Annotated in this window: 30 protein-coding genes; 25 read left to right on the forward strand and 5 right to left on the reverse strand. The window is 56.2% G+C overall.

Going from position 1 to position 23,130, the window contains the following annotated elements; translation table 11 throughout:
* The first annotated feature begins 5 nt into the window (after positions 1–5).
* The 23 genes from rpmC to CFU_RS02265 all read left to right on the forward strand — a co-directional run bounded on the left by rpmC (position 6) and on the right by CFU_RS02265 (position 12,964).
* Positions 6–197: a 50S ribosomal protein L29 gene (rpmC, locus tag CFU_RS02160; protein WP_014004401.1), complete on the forward strand. Its 192-nt coding sequence runs from the start codon at positions 6–8 to the stop codon at positions 195–197.
* Positions 197–469, forward strand: a complete 273-nt coding sequence (rpsQ, locus tag CFU_RS02165) for a 30S ribosomal protein S17 (RefSeq protein ID WP_014004402.1) — start codon at positions 197–199, stop codon at positions 467–469. The genes rpmC and rpsQ overlap by 1 nt, the downstream gene beginning before the upstream one ends.
* Positions 470–695: 226 nt before the next feature.
* The gene (gene rplN / locus CFU_RS02170) at positions 696–1,064 is read left to right on the forward strand and encodes a 50S ribosomal protein L14 (protein ID WP_014004403.1); all 369 of its coding nucleotides are present in this window, start codon (positions 696–698) and stop codon (positions 1,062–1,064) included.
* Positions 1,065–1,073: 9 nt separating this feature from the next.
* Positions 1,074–1,388 carry a 50S ribosomal protein L24 gene (gene rplX, locus CFU_RS02175; RefSeq protein WP_014004404.1) on the forward strand — a complete coding sequence of 105 codons (315 nt, stop codon included), beginning with the start codon at positions 1,074–1,076 and terminating at the stop codon, positions 1,386–1,388.
* A 6-nt stretch (positions 1,389–1,394) separates the two neighbouring features.
* A complete protein-coding gene (rplE, locus tag CFU_RS02180; RefSeq protein ID WP_014004405.1) occupies positions 1,395–1,934 on the forward strand; it encodes a 50S ribosomal protein L5 in 540 nt (179 codons plus the stop codon).
* 7 nt (positions 1,935–1,941) lie between these two features.
* A complete protein-coding gene (rpsN, locus tag CFU_RS02185) occupies positions 1,942–2,247 on the forward strand; it encodes a 30S ribosomal protein S14 (RefSeq protein WP_014004406.1) in 306 nt (101 codons plus the stop codon).
* A gap of 14 nt (positions 2,248–2,261) precedes the next feature.
* Positions 2,262–2,657 (forward strand): 30S ribosomal protein S8, encoded by a 396-nt coding sequence (rpsH, locus tag CFU_RS02190; protein ID WP_014004407.1) that lies wholly within the window; start codon positions 2,262–2,264, stop codon positions 2,655–2,657.
* Positions 2,658–2,667: 10 nt separating this feature from the next.
* A complete protein-coding gene (rplF, locus tag CFU_RS02195; RefSeq protein WP_041741097.1) occupies positions 2,668–3,201 on the forward strand; it encodes a 50S ribosomal protein L6 in 534 nt (177 codons plus the stop codon).
* A gap of 12 nt (positions 3,202–3,213) precedes the next feature.
* Positions 3,214–3,576 carry a 50S ribosomal protein L18 gene (rplR, locus tag CFU_RS02200; RefSeq protein ID WP_041741098.1) on the forward strand — a complete coding sequence of 121 codons (363 nt, stop codon included), beginning with the start codon at positions 3,214–3,216 and terminating at the stop codon, positions 3,574–3,576.
* A gap of 12 nt (positions 3,577–3,588) precedes the next feature.
* Positions 3,589–4,107, forward strand: a complete 519-nt coding sequence (gene rpsE / locus CFU_RS02205) for a 30S ribosomal protein S5 (protein WP_014004410.1) — start codon at positions 3,589–3,591, stop codon at positions 4,105–4,107.
* 10 nt (positions 4,108–4,117) lie between these two features.
* A complete protein-coding gene (gene rpmD / locus CFU_RS02210) occupies positions 4,118–4,297 on the forward strand; it encodes a 50S ribosomal protein L30 (RefSeq protein ID WP_041742931.1) in 180 nt (59 codons plus the stop codon).
* A 26-nt stretch (positions 4,298–4,323) separates the two neighbouring features.
* The gene (gene rplO / locus CFU_RS02215; RefSeq protein WP_041741099.1) at positions 4,324–4,755 is read left to right on the forward strand and encodes a 50S ribosomal protein L15; all 432 of its coding nucleotides are present in this window, start codon (positions 4,324–4,326) and stop codon (positions 4,753–4,755) included.
* 34 nt (positions 4,756–4,789) lie between these two features.
* Entirely contained in the window at positions 4,790–6,121 is a 1,332-nt protein-coding gene (secY, locus tag CFU_RS02220; RefSeq protein ID WP_014004413.1) for a preprotein translocase subunit SecY, read from the forward strand.
* Between the two features lie 35 nt (positions 6,122–6,156).
* A complete protein-coding gene (gene infA, locus CFU_RS02225) occupies positions 6,157–6,375 on the forward strand; it encodes a translation initiation factor IF-1 (protein ID WP_014004414.1) in 219 nt (72 codons plus the stop codon).
* 34 nt (positions 6,376–6,409) lie between these two features.
* Complete coding sequence (gene rpmJ, locus CFU_RS23600) at positions 6,410–6,523, forward strand: 50S ribosomal protein L36 (protein WP_014004415.1); 114 nt, start codon at positions 6,410–6,412, stop codon at positions 6,521–6,523.
* A gap of 27 nt (positions 6,524–6,550) precedes the next feature.
* The gene (rpsM, locus tag CFU_RS02230) at positions 6,551–6,916 is read left to right on the forward strand and encodes a 30S ribosomal protein S13 (protein WP_014004416.1); all 366 of its coding nucleotides are present in this window, start codon (positions 6,551–6,553) and stop codon (positions 6,914–6,916) included.
* A gap of 66 nt (positions 6,917–6,982) precedes the next feature.
* The gene (rpsK, locus tag CFU_RS02235) at positions 6,983–7,387 is read left to right on the forward strand and encodes a 30S ribosomal protein S11 (RefSeq protein WP_014004417.1); all 405 of its coding nucleotides are present in this window, start codon (positions 6,983–6,985) and stop codon (positions 7,385–7,387) included.
* A gap of 181 nt (positions 7,388–7,568) precedes the next feature.
* Positions 7,569–8,192 carry a 30S ribosomal protein S4 gene (rpsD, locus tag CFU_RS02240; RefSeq protein WP_014004418.1) on the forward strand — a complete coding sequence of 208 codons (624 nt, stop codon included), beginning with the start codon at positions 7,569–7,571 and terminating at the stop codon, positions 8,190–8,192.
* 142 nt (positions 8,193–8,334) lie between these two features.
* Entirely contained in the window at positions 8,335–9,312 is a 978-nt protein-coding gene (locus CFU_RS02245; RefSeq protein ID WP_014004419.1) for a DNA-directed RNA polymerase subunit alpha, read from the forward strand.
* Between the two features lie 159 nt (positions 9,313–9,471).
* The gene (gene rplQ / locus CFU_RS02250) at positions 9,472–9,867 is read left to right on the forward strand and encodes a 50S ribosomal protein L17 (RefSeq protein ID WP_014004420.1); all 396 of its coding nucleotides are present in this window, start codon (positions 9,472–9,474) and stop codon (positions 9,865–9,867) included.
* A gap of 104 nt (positions 9,868–9,971) precedes the next feature.
* Positions 9,972–10,304, forward strand: a complete 333-nt coding sequence (gene cutA / locus CFU_RS02255; protein ID WP_041741100.1) for a divalent-cation tolerance protein CutA — start codon at positions 9,972–9,974, stop codon at positions 10,302–10,304.
* Complete coding sequence (gene dsbD, locus CFU_RS02260) at positions 10,297–12,138, forward strand: protein-disulfide reductase DsbD (RefSeq protein WP_014004422.1); 1,842 nt, start codon at positions 10,297–10,299, stop codon at positions 12,136–12,138. The genes cutA and dsbD overlap by 8 nt, the downstream gene beginning before the upstream one ends.
* A 184-nt stretch (positions 12,139–12,322) precedes the next feature.
* On the forward strand, positions 12,323–12,964 hold the full coding sequence (locus CFU_RS02265) for a peroxiredoxin (RefSeq protein ID WP_014004423.1): 642 nt from the start codon (positions 12,323–12,325) through the stop codon (positions 12,962–12,964).
* A 78-nt stretch (positions 12,965–13,042) separates the two neighbouring features.
* Here the strand turns inward: CFU_RS02265 and CFU_RS02270 are convergent, their stop codons facing one another.
* The 5 genes from CFU_RS02270 to yihA all read right to left on the reverse strand — a co-directional run bounded on the left by CFU_RS02270 (position 13,043) and on the right by yihA (position 19,998).
* Complete coding sequence (locus CFU_RS02270; protein WP_014004424.1) at positions 13,043–14,197, reverse strand: magnesium transporter CorA family protein; 1,155 nt, start codon at positions 14,195–14,197, stop codon at positions 13,043–13,045.
* Positions 14,175–15,431: a sterol desaturase family protein gene (locus CFU_RS02275; RefSeq protein WP_041742932.1), complete on the reverse strand. Its 1,257-nt coding sequence runs from the start codon at positions 15,429–15,431 to the stop codon at positions 14,175–14,177. Before CFU_RS02275 ends, CFU_RS02270 begins: the two co-directional genes overlap by 23 nt.
* A gap of 162 nt (positions 15,432–15,593) precedes the next feature.
* The gene (locus CFU_RS02280) at positions 15,594–17,708 is read right to left on the reverse strand and encodes a TonB-dependent receptor family protein (protein WP_014004426.1); all 2,115 of its coding nucleotides are present in this window, start codon (positions 17,706–17,708) and stop codon (positions 15,594–15,596) included.
* A 318-nt stretch (positions 17,709–18,026) separates the two neighbouring features.
* Positions 18,027–19,040: a porphobilinogen synthase gene (gene hemB / locus CFU_RS02285; RefSeq protein ID WP_041741101.1), complete on the reverse strand. Its 1,014-nt coding sequence runs from the start codon at positions 19,038–19,040 to the stop codon at positions 18,027–18,029.
* A gap of 238 nt (positions 19,041–19,278) precedes the next feature.
* Positions 19,279–19,998 carry a ribosome biogenesis GTP-binding protein YihA/YsxC gene (gene yihA / locus CFU_RS02290; RefSeq protein WP_041741102.1) on the reverse strand — a complete coding sequence of 240 codons (720 nt, stop codon included), beginning with the start codon at positions 19,996–19,998 and terminating at the stop codon, positions 19,279–19,281.
* A 198-nt stretch (positions 19,999–20,196) separates the two neighbouring features.
* Between yihA and CFU_RS02295 the strand changes: the two genes are divergently transcribed.
* Together CFU_RS02295 and CFU_RS02300 are read left to right on the forward strand one after the other, a co-directional pair.
* A complete protein-coding gene (locus tag CFU_RS02295; RefSeq protein WP_041741103.1) occupies positions 20,197–20,871 on the forward strand; it encodes a c-type cytochrome in 675 nt (224 codons plus the stop codon).
* A gap of 74 nt (positions 20,872–20,945) precedes the next feature.
* On the forward strand, positions 20,946–23,105 hold the full coding sequence (locus CFU_RS02300; RefSeq protein WP_050808453.1) for a cytochrome c biogenesis protein ResB: 2,160 nt from the start codon (positions 20,946–20,948) through the stop codon (positions 23,103–23,105).
* Positions 23,106–23,130: the final 25 nt, after the last annotated feature.

Genomic DNA, 23,130 nt, shown 5'->3' on the forward strand with positions numbered 1-23,130 from the left:
TAAACATGAAAGCATCTGAACTCCGCGACAAAGATCAAGCGGCCTTGACGAAAGAGCTGAACGAATTGCTGAAGGCGCAGTTTAGCCTTCGCATGCAAATCGCAACTCAGCAATTGAGCAATACGTCGCAATTGAAGAAAGTTCGTCGCGATATAGCACGGGTCAAGACCGTCATCAATTCGAAGGGCGCCCTGTAATGAACGATCAAGTGAAACAAGCGCTCAAGCGCACGCTGGTTGGTAAAGTTGTGTCCGATAAAATGGACAAGACTGTTACCGTCCTGATCGAACGCCACGTCAAGCATCCTCTGTATGGCAAAATCATTGTGCGTACCAACAAGTACCATGCACATGACGAAACCAACCAGGCCAAGGAAGGCGACGTAGTCGAGATCCAAGAAGGACGTCCAATCTCCAAGACTAAAGCTTGGAGCGTGACACGTGTGGTACAAGTGGCACAAGTCCTGTAAGTAATTGTTGCGAGCCAAGCATTTTGATGTAATAATGCTTGGCTTCGCTCCTGTTGGCTTCCGACAAGAGCGAAAAGGGTAGCAAACAGCGCCCTGCAGCATCTAGCAAGAAGTTTTGGAAGTCGTCCACCTAAGCAGTGCGCTCAGCAGAGTTGCCCTGACAGGACCAAGACTGACCGTAAATCCGCATCGTGCGGCAGCGAGTTAAGTTGGGAAAGAAAATATTATGATTCAAACGGAAAGCCGGCTCGAAGTAGCCGACAACACTGGTGCACGCGAAGTTATGTGCATCAAAGTTCTGGGTGGTTCCAAGCGTCGCTATGCCAGCATTGGTGATGTGATCAAGGTTACCGTCAAAGTGGCAGCGCCACGTGGTCGCGTCAAAAAAGGCGAGATCTATAACGCCGTTGTCGTGCGGACCGCTAAAGGCGTTCGCCGTCAAGATGGTTCGCTGGTCAAGTTCGATGGCAATGCAGCAGTGCTGCTGAACGCGAAGCTTGAGCCAATTGGTACGCGTATTTTTGGACCAGTCACTCGTGAACTGCGCACTGAGCGCTTCATGAAGATTGTGTCGCTCGCGCCTGAAGTGCTGTAAGGAGTCGAGATGGATAAGATTCGGAAAAGCGACGAAGTAATCGTCCTGACTGGTAAAGACAAGGGCAAGCGCGGTGTTGTAAAGCAACGCGTTGATGCTAACCATGTTGTCGTAGAAGGCGTCAACGTTGCTAAAAAAGCAACCAAGCCAAACCCGATGACTGGTGTAACTGGTGGCATCATTGACAAGTTGATGCCAATTCACGTGTCAAATGTTGCGTTGTTCAACGCTGCAACTGGCAAGGCAGATCGCGTTGGTTTTAAAGATGTGGACGGCAAGAAAGTCCGCGTTTTCAAGTCCAGCGGCGAAGTTGTTAAGGTTTAAGAGATCATGGCCCGTCTCCAAGAATTCTATAAAGATAAAGTCGTTACCGACCTGACAGCGAAATACGCTTACAAGTCCGTAATGGAAGTGCCGCGCATCCTGAAGATCACCCTGAACATGGGTCTGTCGGAAGCGATCGCGGATAAGAAGATCATTGAACACGCTGTTGGCGATTTGACCAAGATTGCAGGTCAGAAGCCAGTCGTGACCAAGGCACGGAAGGCTATCGCGGGTTTCAAGATCCGTGAAGGCTATCCAATCGGTTGCATGGTTACACTGCGTGGCGCTCAGATGTACGAGTTCCTGGATCGCCTGATCACTGTCGCGCTGCCGCGCGTTCGTGATTTCCGTGGCGTTTCCGGTCGCGCATTTGACGGTCGTGGTAACTACAATATCGGTGTGAAAGAGCAGATCATTTTCCCCGAAATTGAGTACGACAAGATTGATGTGTTGCGTGGTATGAATATCAGTATCACGACGACTGCAAAGACCGACGACGAAGCAAAATCGCTTCTCGCCGCATTTAAATTTCCGTTCAGAAACTGAGGTTGCCATGGCAAAACTGGCACTGATTAACCGTGAACAAAAGCGCGCTGACCTGGTAAAGAAATACGCCGGCAAGCGTGCCGAGTTAAAGGCAATCATTGATGACCAATCGAAGTCGGAAGAAGAGCGCTACGAAGCTCGCTTGAAATTGCAAGCGCTGCCACGTAACTCGGCTCCGACCCGTCAACGTAATCGTTGCTCCCTGACTGGTCGTCCACGTGGCACTTTCCGCAAGTTCGGTCTGGGCCGTATTAAGCTCCGTGAAATCGCCATGCGTGGCGAAATTCCGGGTATGACTAAAGCAAGCTGGTAATAGGAGAATATGCAATGAGTATGAGCGATCCTATCGCCGATATGCTGACCCGTATCCGCAATGCGCAAGTAGTTCACAAGACAACCGTGGCAATGCCATCGTCGAAGGTCAAGATTGCGATTGCCAACGTCCTCAAGGACGAGGGTTACATTGAAGATTTCGCTGTCGCTGAAGAAGGCGGCAAAGCGGAACTCAAAATCGGTTTGAAGTATTACGCCGGCCGTCCTGTTATCGAACGTCTTGATCGCGTATCCCGTCCAGGGCTGCGGATCTACAAGGGCAAAGATGACATCCCTAACGTGATGAACGGCTTAGGTGTGGCAATTATTTCGACACCTGCGGGTGTCATGACGGACCGCAAAGCGCGCGCAACCGGTGTCGGTGGCGAAGTTATTTGCTACGTCGCCTAAGGAGTGCAACATGTCTCGTGTAGGTAAAATGCCGATTGCACTGCCAACTGGCGCGGAAGCGACCATTACAGCAGCGCAGATCACAGTTAAGGGCCCATTGGGCTCGCTTTCCCAGGCTTTGAATGGCCTGGTAAAAATCGAAAACAACAACGGCACGCTGAATTTCGCTGCCGCTGACGACAGCCGCGAAGCCAATGCGATGTCAGGCACCTTGCGTGCTCTGGTCAACAACATGGTCAATGGCGTAACCAAGGGTTTCGAAAAGAAGCTGAACCTGGTTGGCGTGGGTTTTCGTGCGCAAGCACAAGGTGACAAGTTGAATCTGTCGCTCGGTTTCTCGCATCCGGTGGTTCACCAAATGCCGCAAGGCGTGACAGTGGCAACCCCGACGCAAACCGAGATCCTGATCAAGGGTATCGACAAGCAACGTGTTGGTCAGGTTGCTGCAGAAGTTCGTGCTTACCGCGAACCTGAGCCGTATAAGGGCAAGGGCGTTCGTTACTCGGACGAAGTGGTAATCCTTAAAGAAACCAAGAAGAAGTAATAGGGGTTGACGATGGATAAGAAACAATCACGTCTGCGCCGCTCACGCCAAACGCGTGCCAAGATCGCAGAGTTAAAGGTGAACCGCCTGGCAGTGCATCGTACCAATTTGCACATTTACGCCAGCATCATCGGCCCTGACGCTAAAGTGCTGGCTTCGGCCTCCACACTGGAAGCTGAAGTACGTGCAGAACTGGCCGGCAAGTCCGGTGCAGGCGGCAATACAGCAGCTGCATCGCTGGTTGGCAAGCGCGTTGCTGAGAAGGCACTGAAAGCAGGAGTTACCGAAGTTGCGTTTGATCGCTCCGGTTTCCGTTACCACGGCCGCGTCAAGGTGCTGGCAGATGCCGCCCGTGAAGCCGGTCTGAAGTTCTAAGGAAGAATCGTCATGGCAAAAATGCAATCGAAAATGCAAAGCGATAAGCCGGATGATGGCATGCGCGAAAAAATGATCGCGGTCAACCGTGTGACCAAAGTGGTCAAGGGTGGTCGTATCATGGGTTTCGCAGCATTGGCTGTTGTTGGTGATGGCGATGGCCGTATCGGCATGGGCAAGGGCAAATCGAAAGAAGTGCCAGTTGCAGTGCAGAAGGCTATGGAAGAAGCCCGTCGCAAGATGATCAAGGTAACGCTGAAGAACGGTACATTGCAACACGCAATCTCCGGCAAGCATGGCGCCTCATCGGTGCTGATGTTGCCAGCAAAAGACGGTACTGGCGTCATCGCCGGCGGTCCAATGCGCGCGATCTTTGAAGTACTGGGCGTGACGAACGTTGTGGCCAAGTCCACAGGTTCCACCAATCCGTACAACATGGTTCGTGCTACTTTGAACGGCTTGTCAAAGATGAACACGCCATCGGAAATTGCTGCCAAGCGCGGCAAGTCCGTTGAAGAAATTCTGGGCTAAGGTGATCAAAATGACAAAGACTGTAAAAGTACAATTGATCAAGGGTTTGATCGGCACGCGCGAAACTCATCGCGCGACAGTACGCGGCCTGGGCCTGCGTCGTGTGAATTCGGTTTCCGAATTGCAAGACACCCCATCTGTGCGCGGCATGATCAATAAAGTGTCCTATCTTGTGAAAGTGGTGTCGTAAGCTTAGGCTTGCGAACGGAGCAAATTATGGAATTGAATACTATTCAACCTGCAGATGGCGCCAAGCATTACAAGCGTCGCGTTGGTCGTGGTATCGGCTCAGGTATCGGTAAGACAGCCGGCCGCGGTCACAAGGGTCAAAAATCGCGTTCGGGCGGTTTCCACAAAGTCGGCTTTGAAGGCGGTCAGATGCCTTTGCAACGTCGTTTGCCAAAACGCGGCTTCAAGTCGATGGCAACCCCGTTCAAGGCTGAAGTTCGCTTGTCGGACCTGGAAAACCTGCCGGTAACTGAAATTGATATCCTGGTGTTGAAGCAAGCTGGCGTGATCGGCGAGCTGGCACGCGTGGTACGCGTCATCCTGTCGGGCGAAGTCACCAAAAAGGTAACGCTCAAGGGTCTGATCGCTACCAAAGGTGCAAAAGCTGCGATTGAAGCAGCCGGCGGATCCGTAGCTTAATTTGTCGTTCTAACTCGTAGCAATGGAGCAATAATTGGCGACATCTCCCCAACTTGCAAAGAGTGCTGCGAGCGGCTTCCCTTGGGGCCGTCTGTGGTTCTTGCTTGCTGCATTGGTTGTATATCGTATTGGTGCTCACATTCCCGTACCGGGAATTGATCCATCGCAGTTGGCGCAATTGTTTAAGCAGCACCAGGGCGGCATTTTGGGCATGTTCAACATGTTCTCTGGTGGTGCGTTGTCGCGGTTCACCGTATTTGCGCTGGGAATCATGCCGTATATTTCGGCATCGATCGTGATGCAATTGATGTCGATTGTGTCGCCTCAGCTGGAAGCGTTGAAGAAAGAAGGCGAGTCCGGTCGTCGCAAGATTACCCAGTACACCCGTTACGGTACGCTGTTGCTGGCGACGTTCCAGGCCCTGGGGATTGCTGTAGCACTGGAATCGCAACCTGGCCTGGTGCTGGATGCAGGCTTGGCTTTCCGCTTCACGACAGTTGTGACGCTGGTAACAGGAACAATGTTTTTGATGTGGTTGGGTGAACAGATTACCGAGCGTGGTCTTGGTAATGGTATCTCGATCATCATTTTTGCAGGTATCGCAGCTGGTTTGCCAAATGCGATCGGTGGTTTGTTCGGACAGGTAAGTACCGGTTCCATGAGTGCCCTGTCGGCGATCCTGATTTGTCTGATCGCGGCTGGCGTGACATACCTGGTGGTATTTATTGAACGTGGTCAACGCAAGATTCTGGTGAATTATGCCAAGCGTCAAGTGGGCAACAAGATTTATGGCGGTCAAAGCAGTCATTTGCCGCTGAAGCTGAACATGGCTGGTGTAATTCCTCCAATCTTCGCTTCCTCGATCATCTTGTTTCCTGCGACAATCACGAGTTGGTTTACTTCCGGTGATTCAACCAATCCGGTAGTCAACTTCCTCAAGGATATGGCGGCTTCACTGGCGCCAGGCGAACCGATTCATGCCTTGCTGTATGCGATTGCGATTGTGTTCTTCTGCTTCTTCTATACTGCGCTGGTATTCAACAGCAAGGAAACGGCAGACAACCTGAAGAAAAGCGGCGCGTTTGTGCCGGGGATTCGTCCAGGTGAGCAGACTGCGCGTTATATCGACAAGATCTTGATGCGCCTGACCCTGGTTGGCGCGGTCTATATCACGGTAGTGTGCCTGGTTCCGGAATTCTTGATCGCTCGCTGGAAGGTACCGTTCTATTTTGGTGGTACATCGCTGTTGATTATCGTAGTGGTCACCATGGACTTCATGGCACAGGTACAGAATTACGTGATGTCGCAGCAATATGATTCGCTGCTGCGTAAGGCAAATTTCAAGGGCGGCGTTTCGACGCGGTAAGTTGAGATGAACGACCAGAGGAACCAGTAGACCGAATGGCAAAAGACGACGTTATCCAGATGCAAGGCGAGATTCTTGAGAATCTCCCCAATGCAACATTTAGAGTCAAGTTGGAAAACGGACATATCGTCCTCGGTCATATTTCTGGCAAGATGCGCATGAACTATATTCGCATCCTGCCAGGAGATAAGGTGACAGTGGAATTGACACCTTATGATTTAAGCCGGGCACGGATTGTGTTCCGTACCAAGTAACAGCAATTAGAACCTAGAACGAAAGAGGGCAAAAATGAAAGTGCTCGCATCAGTCAAGCGGATCTGCCGCAACTGTAAGATCATTAAGCGCAAAGGCGTAGTTCGCGTCATTTGTACGGAACCGCGCCATAAACAGCGCCAAGGTTAATTAACGTTATTGATCGAGGAATAACGAATGGCACGTATTGCAGGGGTCAACATCCCCAATCATCAGCACACCGTCATCGGCTTGACAGCCATCTACGGTGTTGGCCGCCCACGCGCACAAGAAATTTGCGACAGCACGGGTATTTTGACTACGAAGAAGATCAAAGATCTCGACGATAACGAGCTGGAAAAGCTGCGCGACGAAATTGCAAAATTCGTCGTCGAAGGTGACCTGCGTCGTGAACTGTCGATGAACATCAAGCGTTTGATGGATCTGGGTTGCTATCGTGGTATGCGTCATCGCAAAGGCTTGCCTTGCCGTGGCCAACGTACTCGTACCAATGCACGTACCCGCAAGGGCCCGCGCAAAGCCGCTCAATCGCTGAAGAAATAATCGGGCTGCCACCTCACCGTGGCAACTGATCGTTTCATTTAGGTAGTCGGATTCAAGGAAATTATTATGGCAAAGTCCCCAAATAACGCCGCAGCAGCACGTGTGCGTAAAAAAGTTAAAAAGAACGTTGCTGAAGGCATCGCGCACATCCACGCGTCTTTCAACAACACCATCATCACGATTACCGATCGTCAAGGTAACGCGTTGTCGTGGGCGACATCTGGTGGCGCTGGCTTTAAAGGCTCCCGCAAGTCGACTCCATTTGCAGCGCAGGTTGCAGCCGAAGCCGCTGGTAAAGTGGCTGTGGAATGTGGCGTGAAGAACCTGGAAGTGCGTATCAAGGGCCCAGGTCCTGGTCGTGAGTCCGCAGTTCGTGCGTTGAACAACCTGGGTATCAAGATCACCCAGATTCAAGACGTCACTCCAGTGCCGCATAACGGTTGCCGCCCTCCAAAGCGTCGTCGTATCTAAATCTGTACAGATTTCGTTATTGCCCAGCAATAGCGTATGCAAGTAACCCGCCAATGACCTTGGCGGGTTTTGTTCTTAAGCCCACTGTCTGGTTGAAGGTAAATCAGACTAGCGCCAGGCCGGAGATTCCGGCCGCAAAAGACAGTAATGTCTCGGCGTCATATTTTTAAAAGGAAGCATCGTGGCACGTTATATCGGACCTAAAGCAAAACTTTCCCGCCGTGAAGGCACGGACCTGTTCCTGAAGAGCGCACGCCGCTCGCTGGATTCCAAGTGCAAACTGGATTCCAAGCCAGGTCAGCATGGCCGTACCTCCGGTGCACGTACCTCCGACTACGGCAACCAATTGCGCGAAAAGCAAAAGGTCAAGCGTATGTACGGCATCCTGGAACGCCAGTTCCGCCGTTATTTCGCTGAAGCGGACCGTCGCAAGGGCAACACCGGCGAAACACTGCTGCGTTTGCTGGAAGCGCGTCTGGACAACGTCGTATACCGTATGGGCTTCGGTTCGACCCGTGCTGAAGGCCGTCAATTGGTCTCGCACAAGGCGTTCACCGTCAACGGCAACGTCGTCAACATTGCTTCTTACCAAGTCAAGACCGGCGACGTGATCGCTGTTCGCGAAAAGGCCAAGAAGCAAGTGCGTATCGTTGAAGCGCTGTCGCTGGCTGAACAAGGCGGCATGCCATCGTGGGTTTCGGTTGATGCGAAGAAAATGGAAGGTACTTTCAAGTCCTTGCCAGACCGCAACGAAATCGCTAACGATGTCAATGAATCGCTGATCGTCGAACTGTACTCGCGTTAATTTTAGTTTTTCGGTCGCGCCTGGTTCCAGGTACGGCCGTTTCATCAGGGTGCCTCCGACTCTCCTAGCGATTGTCGGCGGCGCCCTTAATGCCATCAGCCTTATCGGTGTAACGAGCCGAGGGTATTGAAAAGGACATTTCATGCAAAACAGCTTGTTGAAGCCACGTATTATCGAAGTAGAAGCACTGGGTGCCGGCCACGCTAAAGTCGTGATGGAACCGTTTGAACGTGGTTACGGCCACACGCTGGGCAATGCGCTGCGTCGCGTGCTGCTGTCGTCGATGGTTGGCTATGCGCCGACTGAAGTGACGATCGCCGGTGTGGTTCACGAATACTCGTCGCTCGACGGCGTGCAGGAAGACGTAGTCGACATCCTGCTGAACCTGAAGGGTGTCGTATTCAAGTTGCATAACCGTGACGAAGTCACGCTGACCCTGAAAAAAGATGGCGAAGGCGCAGTGCTGGCTTCCGACATCGATCTGCCGCATGACGTTGAACTGGTCAATCCGGATCACGTGATTGCCCACCTGACTGCCGGTGGCGCACTCGACATGCAGATCAAGGTTGAAAAAGGCCGCGGCTATGTGCCAGGCAACGTCCGTCGCCTGACGGAAGATGCCAACAAGACCATCGGCCGCATCATCCTGGACGCATCGTTCTCGCCGGTCCGCCGTGTTTCCTACGCTGTTGAATCGGCGCGCGTGGAACAGCGTACCGACCTGGACAAGCTGGTCATCAACATTGAAACCAATGGCGTGATCACTCCGGAAGAAGCGATTCGCCAATCGGCACGCGTGCTGGTTGACCAGTTGAACGTGTTCGCTGCGCTGGAAGGCACCGAAGCTGCTGCCGAAGCTCCATCGCGCGCACCGCAAGTCGATCCTATCCTGTTGCGTCCGGTCGACGACCTGGAACTGACAGTACGTTCGGCCAATTGCCTGAAAGCAGAAAACATTTACTACATTGGCGATCTGATCCAGCGTAGCGAAAATGAACTGCTGAAGACGCCAAACCTGGGCCGCAAGTCCTTGAACGAAATCAAGGAAGTCCTGGCATCCCGTGGTTTGACACTGGGCATGAAGCTGGAAAACTGGCCGCCTGCAGGCCTGGAAAAGTAATATTTGTTGTTCGCCCGGGGGTGAGATAGAATCACGCCCCTGGGCTTGTTTTAAGCCCGTAGCATCTATCGTTGTATTAATTTCAACCGGCCCGCGACCTGGCAATGCCAAAGTCGATCGAAGAGCTGGATGTAAACTCAAAAACTGAAAGGAATTACCATGCGTCACCGTCACGGCCTTCGTAAATTAAATCGTACTTCTTCCCACCGCCTCGCCATGTTGCGCAACATGACTGTTTCGCTGCTGCGTCACGAAGCAATCAAGACCACATTGCCTAAGGCAAAAGAGCTGCGTCGCGTGATCGAACCGATCCTGACACTGGGCAAGACCGACACCCTGGCAAACAAGCGCCTGGCATTCGCCCGCCTGCGCGACCGCGAAATGGTCCTGAAGCTGTTTGCTGAACTGGGCCCACGTTACGCAAACCGTAACGGCGGCTACCTGCGCATCCTGAAAATGGGTTTCCGCGTTGGCGATAACGCGCCTATGGCTTACATCGAACTGATGGACCGTCCGGAAATCAGCGACGGCGCTGAAGTACCGACAGCTGACTAAGCTTAAGTATCCAAGCTGCGTTAAAATCAAAAGCCAGGCTTAGCCTGGCTTTTTTGCGTTCTGCGCGCCTGATGTGCTGTAAGGATAGATCAAAGAGTTCGACTATGTCAGATGCCTTGCTTATACTCACCAGCTTGCCCGATCTCGCCGGCGCGCAGGCATTGGCGCAGCAACTGGTGGAACGCAAGCTGGCGGCCTGTGTCAATCTCCTGCCGGCGGTGCAATCCGTCTATCGCTGGCAAGGCCAGGTGGAGCAAGCGCTTGAAACGACTTTGCTGATCAAGACCGCGGCACATCGTTATGCGGAGCTGGAAAGCGCGATCAAGGCCGCTCATCCGTATGCCGTACCGGAAATAATTGCCCTACCGATTGTGGCTGGCTTGCCGGCCTACTTGAACTGGATTACTGCAGAAACCCAAAAGGACGTGAATGTTTAAGTCTCTCAAGCAATTGTCTGTGCTGTTCGCCATGCTGTTCGCGTTTACCGTGGCGCATGCCGAGGAAGACGATTACCTGGCGCCGGAAGTGGCGTTCAAGTTTTCGGCACGCATGGCCGATGCCAAGACAGCCGAAGTGACCTACGCGATTGCCGACGGTTATTACATGTATCGCGAACGTTTCCACTTCAAGGCCGAAGGCGCAACGCTGGGCGAACCGCAGATCCCGGCCGGCACCGTCAAGTTCGACCAGACCTTCAACAAGAATGTCGAGACTTACCACCACAGCGTCACCATCCGCTTGCCGGTCGAAGCCAACGGCAGCTTCACGCTGATTTCCACCGGCCAGGGCTGCGCCGACAAGGGCTTGTGCTATCCGCCCATGGATTCCAGCGTCAGCCTGTCTACAACCGCCGCCAGCGTCAGCGGTGGGCTGCTGAGCGCGATGGGCATCGCCAAAGGCAGCGGCGGCGCCATCGATACGCCGCAGGCAACGTCCGCAACCGGCAATGGCCCTGCGGCGGCGGCACAGGCCGCAGGAGGCGCGATCTCGTCGGCTCCTGCCGATACCGAGAGCGGGCGCATCGAATCTTCGCTGAATGGCGGCAAGCTGCTGGTGATCATGCCCTTGTTCCTGCTGCTCGGCCTGGGCCTGGCGTTTACTCCGTGTGTGCTGCCGATGGTGCCTATCCTGTCGTCGATCATTGTCGGCGAGGGCACCAAGGTCAGCCGCCGCCGCGGGTTCCTGCTGTCGCTGACCTATGCGCTGGGGATGGCCCTGGTCTATACCGCGCTGGGCGTTGCCGCCGGCCTGGCTGGCGAAGGCCTGGCCGCCACCCTGCAGAATCCCTGGGTGCTGTCGGCGTTCGCCTTGCTGATGGTGCTGATGTCGCTATCCATGTTCGGTTTCTATGAGCTGCAGCTGCCGGCGGCATTCCAGACCAGGCTGACCCAAGCTTCCGGCCAGCAATCGGCCGGCAAGCTGATCGGCGTGTTTGTGATGGGCGCGATTTCGGCATTGATTGTCGGACCATGCGTGGCGGCGCCGCTGGCTGGCGCCCTGGTGTATATCAGCCAGACCCGCGATGTGGTGATCGGCGGCAGCGCCTTGTTTGCGATGGCGGTCGGCATGAGCGTGCCCTTGATCCTGGTCGGCATTTCTGCCGGCTCCCTGTTGCCGCGCGCCGGCGCCTGGATGGAGTCGGTGAAGCGGTTCTTCGGCGTGCTGATGCTGGCGGTGGCCTTGTGGATGGTGGCGCCGGTGATTCCGGTGCTGGCGCAGATGCTGGGCTGGGCGGCGCTAGGCATAGGCTACGGCGCATTCCTGTTGTGGGGCAGGTCGTCTGCCTGGTTCGCCAAGGCCTTCGGCGTGGTGTTCATGGTGTGCGGCGTGGTGCAGCTGGTCGGCGGCATCAGCGGCGGGCGCGATGTGCTGGCGCCGCTGGCGCACCTGGGCGGAGCGCAGCAAAGCGCGCATGCGCAATTTGTCCGAGTCAAATCGGTAGCCGAGCTGGACGCAGCCCTGGCCCAGACCAATGGCAAACCGGCATTGCTGGATTTCTATGCCGACTGGTGCGTATCGTGCAAGGAAATGGAAAAATTCACTTTCACCGACCCGCGGGTGCAAGCGCGCTTCGGCGAAATGATATTGCTGCAAATCGACGTCACCGCCAACAACGCGGACGACAAGGCCATGCTCAAGCGTTTCAATCTGTTTGGCCCGCCCGGCATCATATTCTTTGACGGGCAAGGGCGGGAAGTGCCTCAGGGGCGGGTTATCGGCTACCAGGACGCTGATAAGTTCTTGCGATCGTTGTCAGTTCTGAATAGCTGATTGCTATATTGCACAACTTTAAGCGGCAACTTATAAATTATTGCGGCCGTTTTGTATCTAACCTGCGGTTATGTAGATAGTCGATAAAATTCTTTAGGCTGTAGCCGCCGTAGGGCTATAGTTTTAGTTCGATGCGTTTTTGCAATCCTCGCGCAATCCCCCATGCAATCCAAAGGAGACTGAAATGACTTTACGCCTCGGCGACGTTGCCCCCGATTTTGAGCAGGATTCTTCGCTCGGCAAGATCAATTTCTATGACTGGGCCGGCGATTCGTGGGTGGTGTTGTTTTCACATCCAGCCGACTTCACGCCGGTCTGCACCACCGAACTCGGCCTGACTTCCAAGCTGAAATCGCAGTTTGAACAGCGCGGCGTCAAAGTGATCGCACTGTCCGTGGACCCTGCCGACAAGCATCAGGAATGGATCAAGGATATCAACGAAACACAGAACACCGTGGTTGGTTTCCCCATCATCGCCGATGCCGACCGCAAGGTGTCGGAATTGTATGACCTGATCCATCCGAACGCCAGCGCAACGGCCACCGTGCGTTCGCTGTTCGTGATCGACCCGGCCAAGAAAGTGCGCCTGATCATCACCTATCCGGCCAGCACCGGGCGCAATTTCGACGAGATCCTGCGTGTCATCGATTCCTTGCAGCTGACCGATAATTATTCGGTCGCCACGCCAGGAAACTGGAAAGACGGGGAAGACGTTGTGATCGTTCCATCGCTGCAGGATCCCGAAGTCCTGAAACAGAAATTCCCTAAAGGCTACAAGGCGATCCGTCCTTATCTGCGCCTGACTCCGCAGCCTAACCGCGACTGATGTAACCGCCGGTTTGCCAGACCTGAAAATGAAAAAGCCCCGTCGAGAACGGGGCTTTTTATTGTCCGAGGAGACTGCTCAGCGCCGTTCCAGCGCCTGGCTCTCCAGGTAACGGCGGCGCTGGAAGAACACCAGCATGCCAATCACGATCACCACCATGCTGCCCATCGTGATCCAGAATCCGGCATTGTTTTTCAGCAGCGGCATTTCGTTGAAGTTCATGCCGAAAATCCCGGTGATCAAGGTCAGCGGCATGAACAGCGCGGTGATGACGGTAAGCGTGCGCATGATCTCGTTGGTGCGGTGGGCCACCGCGGAAAAATGGATCTGCACTGCCGATTCGATCGACGATTCCAGTCGCCGCGCGTGATTCAGCACGCGCGTTATGTGTTCCATCACGTCGTTGATGCGCACCAGCAGGAGGTCCTTGGCGCGGCTGATTTCAACGCCGTCGTCGATATCGACGAAGTAGTCGCGCAGCTCCTGCATGGCGTCGTGCTGCTCTTCGCACAGGTTTTCCAGCTTGCGCAATTCAATCCGCGCATCCAGCAGCGCCATCCAGTCCTTGAACGGCCGGCGCGGATCGAGCAGCGCGCGCTGCCAGCGGTCCAGCTGCGTCGTCAGCGGCTGGCGCAGGTCCAGGTACTGGTCGACCATGGCATTGATCAGGCGCAGCAGCAGATCTTCCGGTGAGGTCGGCGGACGTGTCGAGTGCGGCGTCTTTTCAGTCTTGTTGCAAAGGTCCAGCAGACGCGCGCGCGCCGCATCGATGGTGCGGCTGGCGCGTTCATGGACGGTGACCAGCGCATGGTCCATGATCAGGAAAGTCACCGGCTGCGTCGCCAGCTTGCTCAAGGCTGCGGGAATCCGGCGTTTGCTGGCTTCGCTTTCGGCCGCCGTGGCGGGTGGCGCAGCAATCTTGTCGGCGGCAATCGGCACGCCGTTTTCAGTCGTGCGAGGATGGCCGTTCAGCACGAGCTTGCGAAACACCACCATGCCGTAATCCTGGGTCGAATCGAAATACGAAGGATGGTTGGGGTTGAGCGTATCCGTCATGTGCGGATCGTAGATCTGCACGCCGGTGGCGAGCGTGATGGCGTTGCGCCAGGCTTCCGGATCGGCGCCTACTTCTTCGTGGGTGGCGTCGATCCAGAGGAAACCTTTGACCGGGACGGTATCTGGTATTTCCTTGCTTTGGCTGACCTGGTTGTCACTGATGAGAAAGATGTCCATGCGTTGTCGAGAAGCGTTTAAATATGAGCCAGAGAGCGATCATCGACACCAGCGATACGGTAATGACGGCGCCCTGCAGCAACGGTGACAAGGATACCCCACCAAACCAGACCTTGCCGATTACCACCCCGGCGCCGGTCGCGGCCAGGCGCAATGCTTCCAGGGCAGCGTAACGCGGGCGCATCTCCATCAGGCCGCCGACTATCCATAGTCCTGCCGCCAGCCAGGCCGCGTAAGCCAGCCCAAGCGGCCATGACATGGCGACCTGCGCCGCCAGGAAATGCGTGGTGACCAGCAGCACGATGCTGAATTGCACCAGGCAGTAGACCTGGGCGGCCAGGCTTAGCTGCGGATGATACAGCGGCCGGGCGATATCGAAAGATGTGCCCGGCCATTTTGCCGCGACGTCGGCCGGACGCCAGCCCGGCGCCTTCAGCCAGACCCGCAGCTTGTCGCCCGGGCGCTGCGCGCGCCAGGCATCCAGCCACAGGACTTTATAGACTTCAAAGTTGGCCCAGACCGGGTTCCAGCTGCGCAGGGGGCTGCGGGTGCCGTACACCACCGGGTCCTGGTCGCGCTCTTCGATGAAGGTGCCGAACAGGCGGTCCCACAGGATCAGGATGCCGCCGTAATTCTTGTCCAGGTAAATATCGTTGACGCCGTGGTGCACGCGATGGTTCGACGGCGTCACCAGCACCCGGTCCAGCCATCCCAGTTTGCCTATCTGCTGGGTGTGCACCCAGAACTGGTACAGCAGGTCGATCAGCGCGACGGCGGCAAACACTTCCACCGGGTAGCCGAGCACTGCCATCGGCACATAAAAGATCCAGCTCAGGAACGGACCGCTGCTGGTCTGGCGCAGGGCGGTGGAAAGATTGTAGTCTTCGCTTTGGTGGTGCACCACGTGGGCTGCCCACAAGACGTTGACTTCATGGCCGCAGCGGTGCAGCCAGTAGTAGCACAGGTCGTAGAGCAGCAGGCCGGACAGCCATACCCAGAGACTGTCCGCCGGCAGCTTGAACAGCCCGATGTGGCTCGCCAGCCAGGCGTAGATGCCGATCCGCAACACTTGCATGAACACGCCGCTGACCTGGCTCAGGACGCCCAGGCTGATGCTGTTGATCGCATCGTTGAGGCGGTAGGTATTGCGCCGCCGCAGCAGGCCGACGGCCAGCTCGATGAATATCAATAAAAAGAATACCGGCGTCGCCAGGGTAATCACTTTCTCTTGCATCTTTGTCTCCTGTCGCTTGCCGCGATCGATGTTGTTGTTTTGCATGGTAACCGAAAGCCCAGGCAATGCAGGAGGAGGGTTTCCTCGACAAAAAAAATGGAAGCCGGGCCGGGCTTCCATTTTTGCGCTGCGTGCGGCAAGCGCCGCTATATCACGGTCCGTTTAAAACGCATAGCGGCCTTGCACGTACACCATGCGCGGTGCGCCGACCATGCGTCCGGCGTTGCTGTCGACGTTGCGCGTGTAATAACGCTTGTCGGTCAGGTTGTTGACGCCTGCCAGGATGTCGAAGCCCTTGGCGCCCGGGACTTTCCAGTCGAGCTGGGTATTCCAGGTGCGGAAGCCGGGAATCTCGCCATTGCTGCCGTCCGCGCTTTCGGCGATGGTGTTGGCGTTGTCGGCGAACTGTTTGCTTTGATGCGTGCTCGACAGGTTGAAGCCCCACGGGCCGCTCTGGTAGCGCAAGCCGACGGTATCGGTATTGCGCGAATAGAACGGCACATCCAGGCCGCGCGTCGCTCCGGATTCCTGCAGCGCGCGGGTGTAGCTGTAGTTGGCGTACAGGTTCAGGCCGGCCAGTTTGCCGGCTTTGTCGAAGGAATAGTCGACTGCGGTTTCAATGCCCTGGTGCTTGGTTTTGCCAATGTTCATGAAGGTTGCCGGCACTGTCCCAGCAACCTGCTGGATCTGGTTATCGAAGCGCATGTCGAATACCGTCACCTCGGCCGACAGTTGGCGGTTCTTCCAGCGGGCGCCGGCTTCCACCGTTTTCGCCAGTTCCGGGATCAGCGGATTGGTCGCCGACTGCGAGTTCAGCTGAAGGTTCTGCACCGGTCCGAACGAGGTGGTGTAGTTGGTGAACAAGGTCAGGTCCGGCGTCAGCAGGTAAGCGATATTGAGCGACGGCAGGGCCTTGTTGTTGGTGGTTTGGTAGGTGCTGCGCGCCTTCAGGTCGTCGCGGGTAGAGTTGATGTGTTCGAAACGCACGCCCGGCGTGATGCGCCATGCGCCGAACGAAATCTTGTCGTCGATATAGGCGGCATGGGCATCGGTGGCGTTGTTGAACCTGGTCTGCGGCATCAGCGATCCGCTGGCGATAGCCTCATTGAAGCTATTGTCGTTGCCGCGTTCGCGGACATAACGGTAACCGACCGAGACATCGTTGGTGGTCTGGCCCAGGTTGAAGCGCTGCGTGTAGCGCGGCTCGATGCCCAGCACCTGGTAATTGCGCGGCTGGTGCACCAGGTTGGCGCCGGAGATCAATACGCTTTGGCGGAAACTTTCGTTGTAGTAGGTGCGGACTTCGAATTCCTGAGTGGCCGACAGCGTGTTGAGATAACCGGCGTCGATGCCTTTGCGCGTACCGCTCCAGTAATCGGTAGGGCGCGTGTTCTGGAAAGGATCGGCATTGTATTGCGCCACGGTCAGGCCGCCGGGCGTGCGCGAGTTGACGTCGTAGTAGGACACTTTGCCGTAGAACTCAGAGGCCGGTGTCAGCTGGTAGCGCAATTTCAGCGCAAAATCGTTGACCGTTTCGCGGCTGCCGGTACGCCAGCTGGAGCCGTCGGAACCGGAATACAGCAGCGCCAGGCCAAGACCGTTGTCCAGCTGGCTACCGACGAATGCGCTGTATTGCTTGTTCGACTCTTGCGATTCGCCGCCGCTATAGCTGTTGTAGCGTACGCTGGCATCGCCGTTGAAACCGGGTTCGGTTGGAATCGAACGTGTCTTGAAATTGATGATGCCGCCGACGTTTTGCGGACCATAGCGCACCGCGCCGCCGCCGCGCACGACGTCGATCGCTTCGATGTTGTTCAGGCTGACCGGCGCAAACGACAGTTGCGGCTGGCCATAGGGCGCGACCGCCATCGGGATGCCGTCCAGCAGCACGGTAGAGCGCGGCGAATAGCGCCCGGTCAGTCCGCGTACGCCGATATTGAGCGAGATCGCGCTGCCGGCGGTGCCGGAGTTATCGGTCGACTGCACGCCGGGGATGCGGCGCATCACGTCGCCGATATTGGAAGCGCCGCTGTTTTCGATTTCTTCTTTCCTGACCACGGTGCGTGCGCCCGGAAAGCGTTTCACGCTGTTTTGCAGGCCGCTGCCGAGCCAGTCGGCGCTGACCTGGATCGATTCCAGCGTCGAAGTGCTGGCATCGTCGGCGGCGACCGGAGCGGCTGCGGTTTGGGCCAATCCAGGCAGGCTCAGGAAAGCGAGCGCGACCGCTGCCGAACAGCGGCTGACAATAAGGTGGTGAGGACGCTTGAACGAGGTCATTGTTATATTTCTTTGCGGGTAGGGGAAATGCTGGCGCTGGCTGGTCTTGCTCGCAGCGCGACGTAATCGGGTTTGAGAAGATGGCTGACCGGGGATAAAGACGTGAATGATAATTATTATCGTCTATGCAGTCAAACCTAAATGCATGAACTTGTAATTATTGTGGCCTGGATGCAAAAAGGAGGGATTTGGAGCAGGTAAGGAGATTTTGCAGGCATATTCGACGACGTTGCTGAGTAGTAATGTCGTCGATGCACTCGATGGAAAACAGGGCCGTGCTTTTGCAATCCGGCACGGCCCTTTTCAAATAGCCGGCGTTCAGCCTTTTTTCAGGTGGCGGGCAATATCCAGCGCAAAATACGTCAGCACGCCATCGGCGCCGGCGCGCTTGAACGCCAGCATGGCTTCCATCATGGTCTTGTCATGGTCAAGCCAGCCGTTCTGGGCGGCAGCCTTGATCATCGCGTATTCGCCGCTGACCTGGTAGGCGAAGGTCGGCACCTTGAATTCGTCTTTCACGCGGCGCACGATATCCAGGTAGGGCATGCCGGGCTTGACCATCACCATGTCGGCGCCTTCGGCCAGGTCCAGCGCGACTTCATGCAAGGCTTCGTTGCTGTTGGCCGGGTCCATCTGGTAAGTGTTCTTGTTGCTCTTGCCAAGCGTGGCGGACGAGCCCACCGCATCGCGGAACGGGCCGTAAAACGCCGAAGCGTACTTGGCCGAATACGCCATGATGCGGGTATAGATGTGGTGGTGGGTTTCCAGGGCATGGCGGATGGCGCCGATGCGGCCGTCCATCATGTCGGAAGGCGCAACGATATCAACGCCAGCATCGGCCTGGGTCAGCGCCTGCTTGACCAGGATGGCGCAGGTTTCGTCATTGAGCACATAACCGTCGGCATTCAGCACGCCGTCCTGGCCATGGCTGGTGTAGGGGTCGAGGGCGACGTCGGTCAGGATACCGAGTTCAGGGAAGCGCTGTTTCAGTTCGCGCACCGCGCGCGGGATCAAGCCTTGCGGGTTGGTGGCTTCGATGCCGTCCGGGGTTTTCAGCGATGGATTGATGACAGGGAATAAAGCGATGACTGGAATTCCCAATGCCACGCATTCTTCTGCCACATTTAACAGCAGATCAATTGACAGACGTTCAACTCCCGGCATCGAATTGATTTTTTCGCGCTGATTCTTGCCATCCAGTATGAAGACTGGGTAAATCAGGTCGGCGGTGGTGATGGTGTTCTCCCGCATCATCGCGCGCGAAAAAGCATCTTTGCGCATGCGGCGCATGCGGATGGCTGGAAACTGGGCGGTTTTCTGAGAATGTGGCATGTCGGTTTCTGAGACGTCAGGTGGGTGAAAAGCGAGCTTGCAGCTTGCTTCGCTAATATTTTCGCCGAAAAATAAAAAAGTCGTGAACTTTTTCGGGTCAGTCCTTCTCCTAGCAATAGGTGCATCATTCGCCTCCCGCTTCCCTCCCTGAGCGGGGCCGTATCGCTTTTGGTGATAAGGCATTGCGCCCTGGAGATATTCCCCTTTCTCCAGGGCTTTTTTATGTTTAGCGCAGTTACTAAACTTCCTCTTCGCCGGCGCCCGCAGCAGTTGCGTCAGGCATATCGCCGGCGGCGTCTGTCAGGCCAGCCAATTCCAGGATACGGTCATTCGCTTCTTCCAGCCCGCTGCGGTTCAGCGCTGAGAACAGCTGCGCGGTAAACGGCAGCTGCTGATTGTTTTCATCGACATAGCTTGCCAGGAAAGTACGGGCCTGGCGCAGCGCGTTGGTGGCGTCGTTGCGGTTGAGCTTGTCGGATTTGCTCAAGATGCAATGAATCGGCTTGCCGGTAGGCGCAAACCATTCCACCATTTGCACATCGAGTTCAGTGAACGGACGGCGCGAGTCGACGATCAGCACCAGCGCTGCCAGCTGCTGGCGGCGGCGTACATAGTCGCCGAGCAATTGCTGCCAGTGCAGCTTGGCCGAGCCGGACACTTCCGCATAGCCATAACCGGGCAGGTCGACCAGCAAGGCGCGGATCTCGTCGATCTTGGTTTCATCCTTGCGATGCTGGGCGACATGGGCGCCGCCTATCGAAAAATAATTGATGTGCTGGGTACGGCCAGGTGTTTTAGATGCAAAAGCCAGCTTCTTCTGATTGCACAAAAGATTGATGGCGGTCGATTTGCCGGCGTTGGAACGGCCGGCGAAAGCGATCTCGGGGACTTGCAAAGTTGGCAAGTCTCGAAGATGATTGACCGTAGTAAAGAAGCGGGCTTGCCAAAGTAGGGACATGGATTGAGCAGAAAATGCGGTAAGGGGAGGCAAAAATGCCGGAAAGCTATTGTACAATAAGGGGTTATGTACTGCTGTTCCGCTTAGCATTACCTTTACGTAGCTGATGGCCTTTGGGAGCCAGGCGATCAGCTGATGTAGCTTAGCCGGCCAGCTTCGTCGCCACCGAATTCTAAAATCAAGTCTCAGGGTGTTTGAATGAACCGTGCGTTTTTTCCAGTAGTGACATCTTTCTTCGTTGCAGTGCTTGCGTTTTCCTCGGTTGCCCATGCGGCGGATGCGCCGAAGACTCAACCCGCCGGGCCTGCCAAAGCGGATCCAGCCAAGGGCGAAGCACTGTATACCAATGGCGACGCAGCGCGCAACATCACCGCTTGCGTCTCCTGCCACGGAGCGGCAGGCGCCTCGACCATCAGCGCCAACCCGAAATTGGGCGGCCAGCATGCGGCATACATCCACAAGCAATTGACCAATTTCCAGGGCGCCGACCGCAGCAACCCGATCATGTCGCCGCTGGCCAAACTGCTGACCGACGATGAAATGAAAAACATCGCCGCCTACCTGGATGCGCAGCCGGCCAAGCCGGGCGCCGCCAAGGACAAGGATAGTCTGGCGCTGGGCAAGAAAATCTATCGCGGCGGGATTGCCGAAAAGAGCGTTCCGGCCTGCGCCGGCTGCCACAGCCCGAACGGCGCCGGCATTCCGGCCCAGTTCCCGCGCATCGGCGGCCAGCATCAGGACTACACGGTGACCGAGCTGACCAACTTCCGCAGCGGCGCCCGCAAGAACGGCCCGATGATGGCGACGATCGCCAAGCGCATGTCGGATGATGAAATCAAGGCAGTTGCCGATTACATCGCCGGACTGAGATAAGAAAATAATAATAGTTCGCGAATTCAGGGGTGGCCTAGGCCGCCCCTTTTTCTTTTCAAAAAGACAAATTGGCTATGAGCACTAGTAACAACGAAATCAAGGTCGACGAGATAACTACCGCGGGAATCCAGTTGAAAACCAGCCGGCGCTGGCTGGCCGACGCGGTGGAATTATTGTCGTCGATGCGGTTCGCCATCAGCCTGCTGACGATCATCGCGATCGCCTCGGTGATCGGCACGGTTCTCAAGCAGAATGAACCGATGCCGAACTACGTCAACCAGTTCGGTCCGTTCTGGTTCGAGGTGTTCGGCAAGCTGGGTTTGTATGCGGTGTATTCATCCTGGTGGTTCCTGCTGATCATGACCTTCCTGGTGATTTCGACTTCCCTCTGCATCGCGCGCAATGCGCCGAAGATGATCAAAGACGTGCGCAGCTGGCGTGAAAACGTGCGCGAACAGTCGCTGCGCAACTTCCACCACAAGGCGGAATGGACTTCGGCCACGGCGCCGGCCGAACTGGCGCGGCAGCTGGCGGAACGGATTGCCGCCAAAGGCTACAAGACCAAGCTGATGGCGAAAGACAACGCCACCCTGATCAGCGCCAAGCAGGGCGCCGCCAATAAATGGGGCTACATCTTTGCCCACAGCGCGATCGTGATCATCTGCATCGGCGGCCTGCTGGATTCGGACCTGCCGATACGCGCCCAGCAATGGCTGTATGGCAAAACGCCGTTCAACGGCAACGGCATCATCGCCCAGATCCCGGAAGAGCACAGGCTCGGGCTGGGCAATCCCACCTTCCGCGGCAATACCCTGATCCCGGAAGGCTCGGCCAGCAGCACCGCCATCATCCCGCAAAAAGACGGCGTGATGATCCAGGATTTGCCGTTCACCATCCAGCTCAAGAAATTCATCATCGATTTCTACAGCACCGGCATGCCCAAGCTGTTCGCCAGCGAAGTCGTGATCCGGGACAACGCCGACGGCCATACTTTCGCGGCCACCATCAAGGTCAACCAGCCCTTGATCTACAAGGGCATCGCGGTCTACCAGTCGAGCTTCGAAGACGGCGGCAGCAAACTCAAGCTGACCGCCTATCCGATGGCCGGCGCCGGCACAGCCAGCTTCCCGGTGAGCGGCGAAGTCAACGGCACCACGCCGTTAGTCAATAACGGCAATACCGACTATACGATTGAATGGTCTGGTTTCCGTCCGTTTAACGTGGAAAATATGGCGCAGTCGGGTGACGATCTGCGCGCCGTGACCAAGGCCAAGAGCCTCAACCAGCGCCTGGGCGAGGATCTGAGCAGCCACCTTGGCAATGCGGCGAAAAGCGCCAACAAGAAGGATTTGAGGAATGTCGGCCCTAGCGTGCAGTACAAACTGCGCGACAAGACCGGCCAGGCGCGCGAATTCAGCAATTACATGCAGTCGATCAAGGTCGACGATGCCTATGTGTTTCTGGCCGGGGTGCGCGACACGCCGGACGAGCCGTTCCGCTATCTGCGCATCCCCGCCGATGACGAGGACACCGTGCAAGAGTGGATGCGCATGCGGGCAGCGCTGCTGAATCCGGAGCTGCGCCAGGCGGCGGCGCATCGTTATGCCCAGCGCGCGATTCCCGAAAGCCGCGAGGGCATCGCCACCCTGCGCGTCCAGCTGGAGCAATCGGCCACGCGCGGCTTGTCCCTGTTTGCGGGCAACGACAAACAGGCGGGCGGACAGGCAGGATATTTGGCGATTTCCAAGTTCCTGGAGCAGGTGCCGCCGCAGGAGCAAGAGAAAGCCGCGGACATCTTCATGAAGATCCTCAACGGCAGCATGTGGGATTTGTGGCAGGTTGCGCGGGAGAAAGATGGCCTGAAAGAACTACCGGCCGATGAAAAGCACGCCCGCTTCCTGCAGCTGGCTACCAATGCACTGTCGGATGCAAGCTTCTATAATGCGCCTGTATATCTGCAAATGACCGGTTTTGACGAGATCAAGGCCTCGGTGTTCCAGATCACCCGTTCGCCGGGCAAGAAGGTGGTGTACCTGGGCTGCCTGCTGCTGGTGCTGGGCGTGTTCTCGATGCTGTATGTGCGGGAGCGCAGGCTGTGGGTGTGGATCCGTCCGGATAAGGATGCGACGGGGCAGTCGCATGCATTGATGGCGATGAGTTCGCAGCGCAAGACGCTGGATTTCGAAAAAGAATTTGAAGTGTTAAGAACACAATTAAAGCAGTCTGAAGCATAGATGGCTGGTTCAGCAGGATTGCAGG

This window comes from Collimonas fungivorans Ter331 (assembly GCF_000221045.1).
GTDB classification, from domain to species: Bacteria; Pseudomonadota; Gammaproteobacteria; order Burkholderiales; family Burkholderiaceae_D; genus Collimonas; species Collimonas fungivorans_A.

What these genes read in the sequence shown, in the direction of transcription:
- rplR (WP_041741098.1), top strand. Translation starts at nt 3,214, where the DNA reads ATGGATAAGAAACAATCACGTCTGCGCCGCTCACGCCAAACGCGTGCC.
- rplF (WP_041741097.1), top strand. Translation starts at nt 2,668, where the DNA reads ATGTCTCGTGTAGGTAAAATGCCGATTGCACTGCCAACTGGCGCGGAA.
- infA (WP_014004414.1), top strand. Translation starts at nt 6,157, where the DNA reads ATGGCAAAAGACGACGTTATCCAGATGCAAGGCGAGATTCTTGAGAAT.
- rpmD (WP_041742931.1), top strand. Translation starts at nt 4,118, where the DNA reads ATGACAAAGACTGTAAAAGTACAATTGATCAAGGGTTTGATCGGCACG.
- rpmC (WP_014004401.1), top strand. Translation starts at nt 6, where the DNA reads ATGAAAGCATCTGAACTCCGCGACAAAGATCAAGCGGCCTTGACGAAA.
- rplQ (WP_014004420.1), top strand. Translation starts at nt 9,472, where the DNA reads ATGCGTCACCGTCACGGCCTTCGTAAATTAAATCGTACTTCTTCCCAC.
- CFU_RS02280 (WP_014004426.1), bottom strand. Translation starts at nt 17,708, where the DNA reads ATGACCTCGTTCAAGCGTCCTCACCACCTTATTGTCAGCCGCTGTTCG.
- CFU_RS02245 (WP_014004419.1), top strand. Translation starts at nt 8,335, where the DNA reads ATGCAAAACAGCTTGTTGAAGCCACGTATTATCGAAGTAGAAGCACTG.
- rpsE (WP_014004410.1), top strand. Translation starts at nt 3,589, where the DNA reads ATGGCAAAAATGCAATCGAAAATGCAAAGCGATAAGCCGGATGATGGC.
- rplO (WP_041741099.1), top strand. Translation starts at nt 4,324, where the DNA reads ATGGAATTGAATACTATTCAACCTGCAGATGGCGCCAAGCATTACAAG.
- cutA (WP_041741100.1), top strand. Translation starts at nt 9,972, where the DNA reads ATGTCAGATGCCTTGCTTATACTCACCAGCTTGCCCGATCTCGCCGGC.
- hemB (WP_041741101.1), bottom strand. Translation starts at nt 19,040, where the DNA reads ATGCCACATTCTCAGAAAACCGCCCAGTTTCCAGCCATCCGCATGCGC.
- rpsN (WP_014004406.1), top strand. Translation starts at nt 1,942, where the DNA reads ATGGCAAAACTGGCACTGATTAACCGTGAACAAAAGCGCGCTGACCTG.
- dsbD (WP_014004422.1), top strand. Translation starts at nt 10,297, where the DNA reads ATGTTTAAGTCTCTCAAGCAATTGTCTGTGCTGTTCGCCATGCTGTTC.
- CFU_RS02300 (WP_050808453.1), top strand. Translation starts at nt 20,946, where the DNA reads ATGAGCACTAGTAACAACGAAATCAAGGTCGACGAGATAACTACCGCG.
- CFU_RS02265 (WP_014004423.1), top strand. Translation starts at nt 12,323, where the DNA reads ATGACTTTACGCCTCGGCGACGTTGCCCCCGATTTTGAGCAGGATTCT.
- CFU_RS02295 (WP_041741103.1), top strand. Translation starts at nt 20,197, where the DNA reads ATGAACCGTGCGTTTTTTCCAGTAGTGACATCTTTCTTCGTTGCAGTG.
- rpsH (WP_014004407.1), top strand. Translation starts at nt 2,262, where the DNA reads ATGAGTATGAGCGATCCTATCGCCGATATGCTGACCCGTATCCGCAAT.
- rplE (WP_014004405.1), top strand. Translation starts at nt 1,395, where the DNA reads ATGGCCCGTCTCCAAGAATTCTATAAAGATAAAGTCGTTACCGACCTG.
- CFU_RS02270 (WP_014004424.1), bottom strand. Translation starts at nt 14,197, where the DNA reads ATGGACATCTTTCTCATCAGTGACAACCAGGTCAGCCAAAGCAAGGAA.
- rpmJ (WP_014004415.1), top strand. Translation starts at nt 6,410, where the DNA reads ATGAAAGTGCTCGCATCAGTCAAGCGGATCTGCCGCAACTGTAAGATC.
- rpsM (WP_014004416.1), top strand. Translation starts at nt 6,551, where the DNA reads ATGGCACGTATTGCAGGGGTCAACATCCCCAATCATCAGCACACCGTC.
- rplX (WP_014004404.1), top strand. Translation starts at nt 1,074, where the DNA reads ATGGATAAGATTCGGAAAAGCGACGAAGTAATCGTCCTGACTGGTAAA.
- yihA (WP_041741102.1), bottom strand. Translation starts at nt 19,998, where the DNA reads ATGTCCCTACTTTGGCAAGCCCGCTTCTTTACTACGGTCAATCATCTT.
- rpsQ (WP_014004402.1), top strand. Translation starts at nt 197, where the DNA reads ATGAACGATCAAGTGAAACAAGCGCTCAAGCGCACGCTGGTTGGTAAA.
- rplN (WP_014004403.1), top strand. Translation starts at nt 696, where the DNA reads ATGATTCAAACGGAAAGCCGGCTCGAAGTAGCCGACAACACTGGTGCA.
- rpsK (WP_014004417.1), top strand. Translation starts at nt 6,983, where the DNA reads ATGGCAAAGTCCCCAAATAACGCCGCAGCAGCACGTGTGCGTAAAAAA.
- CFU_RS02275 (WP_041742932.1), bottom strand. Translation starts at nt 15,431, where the DNA reads ATGCAAGAGAAAGTGATTACCCTGGCGACGCCGGTATTCTTTTTATTG.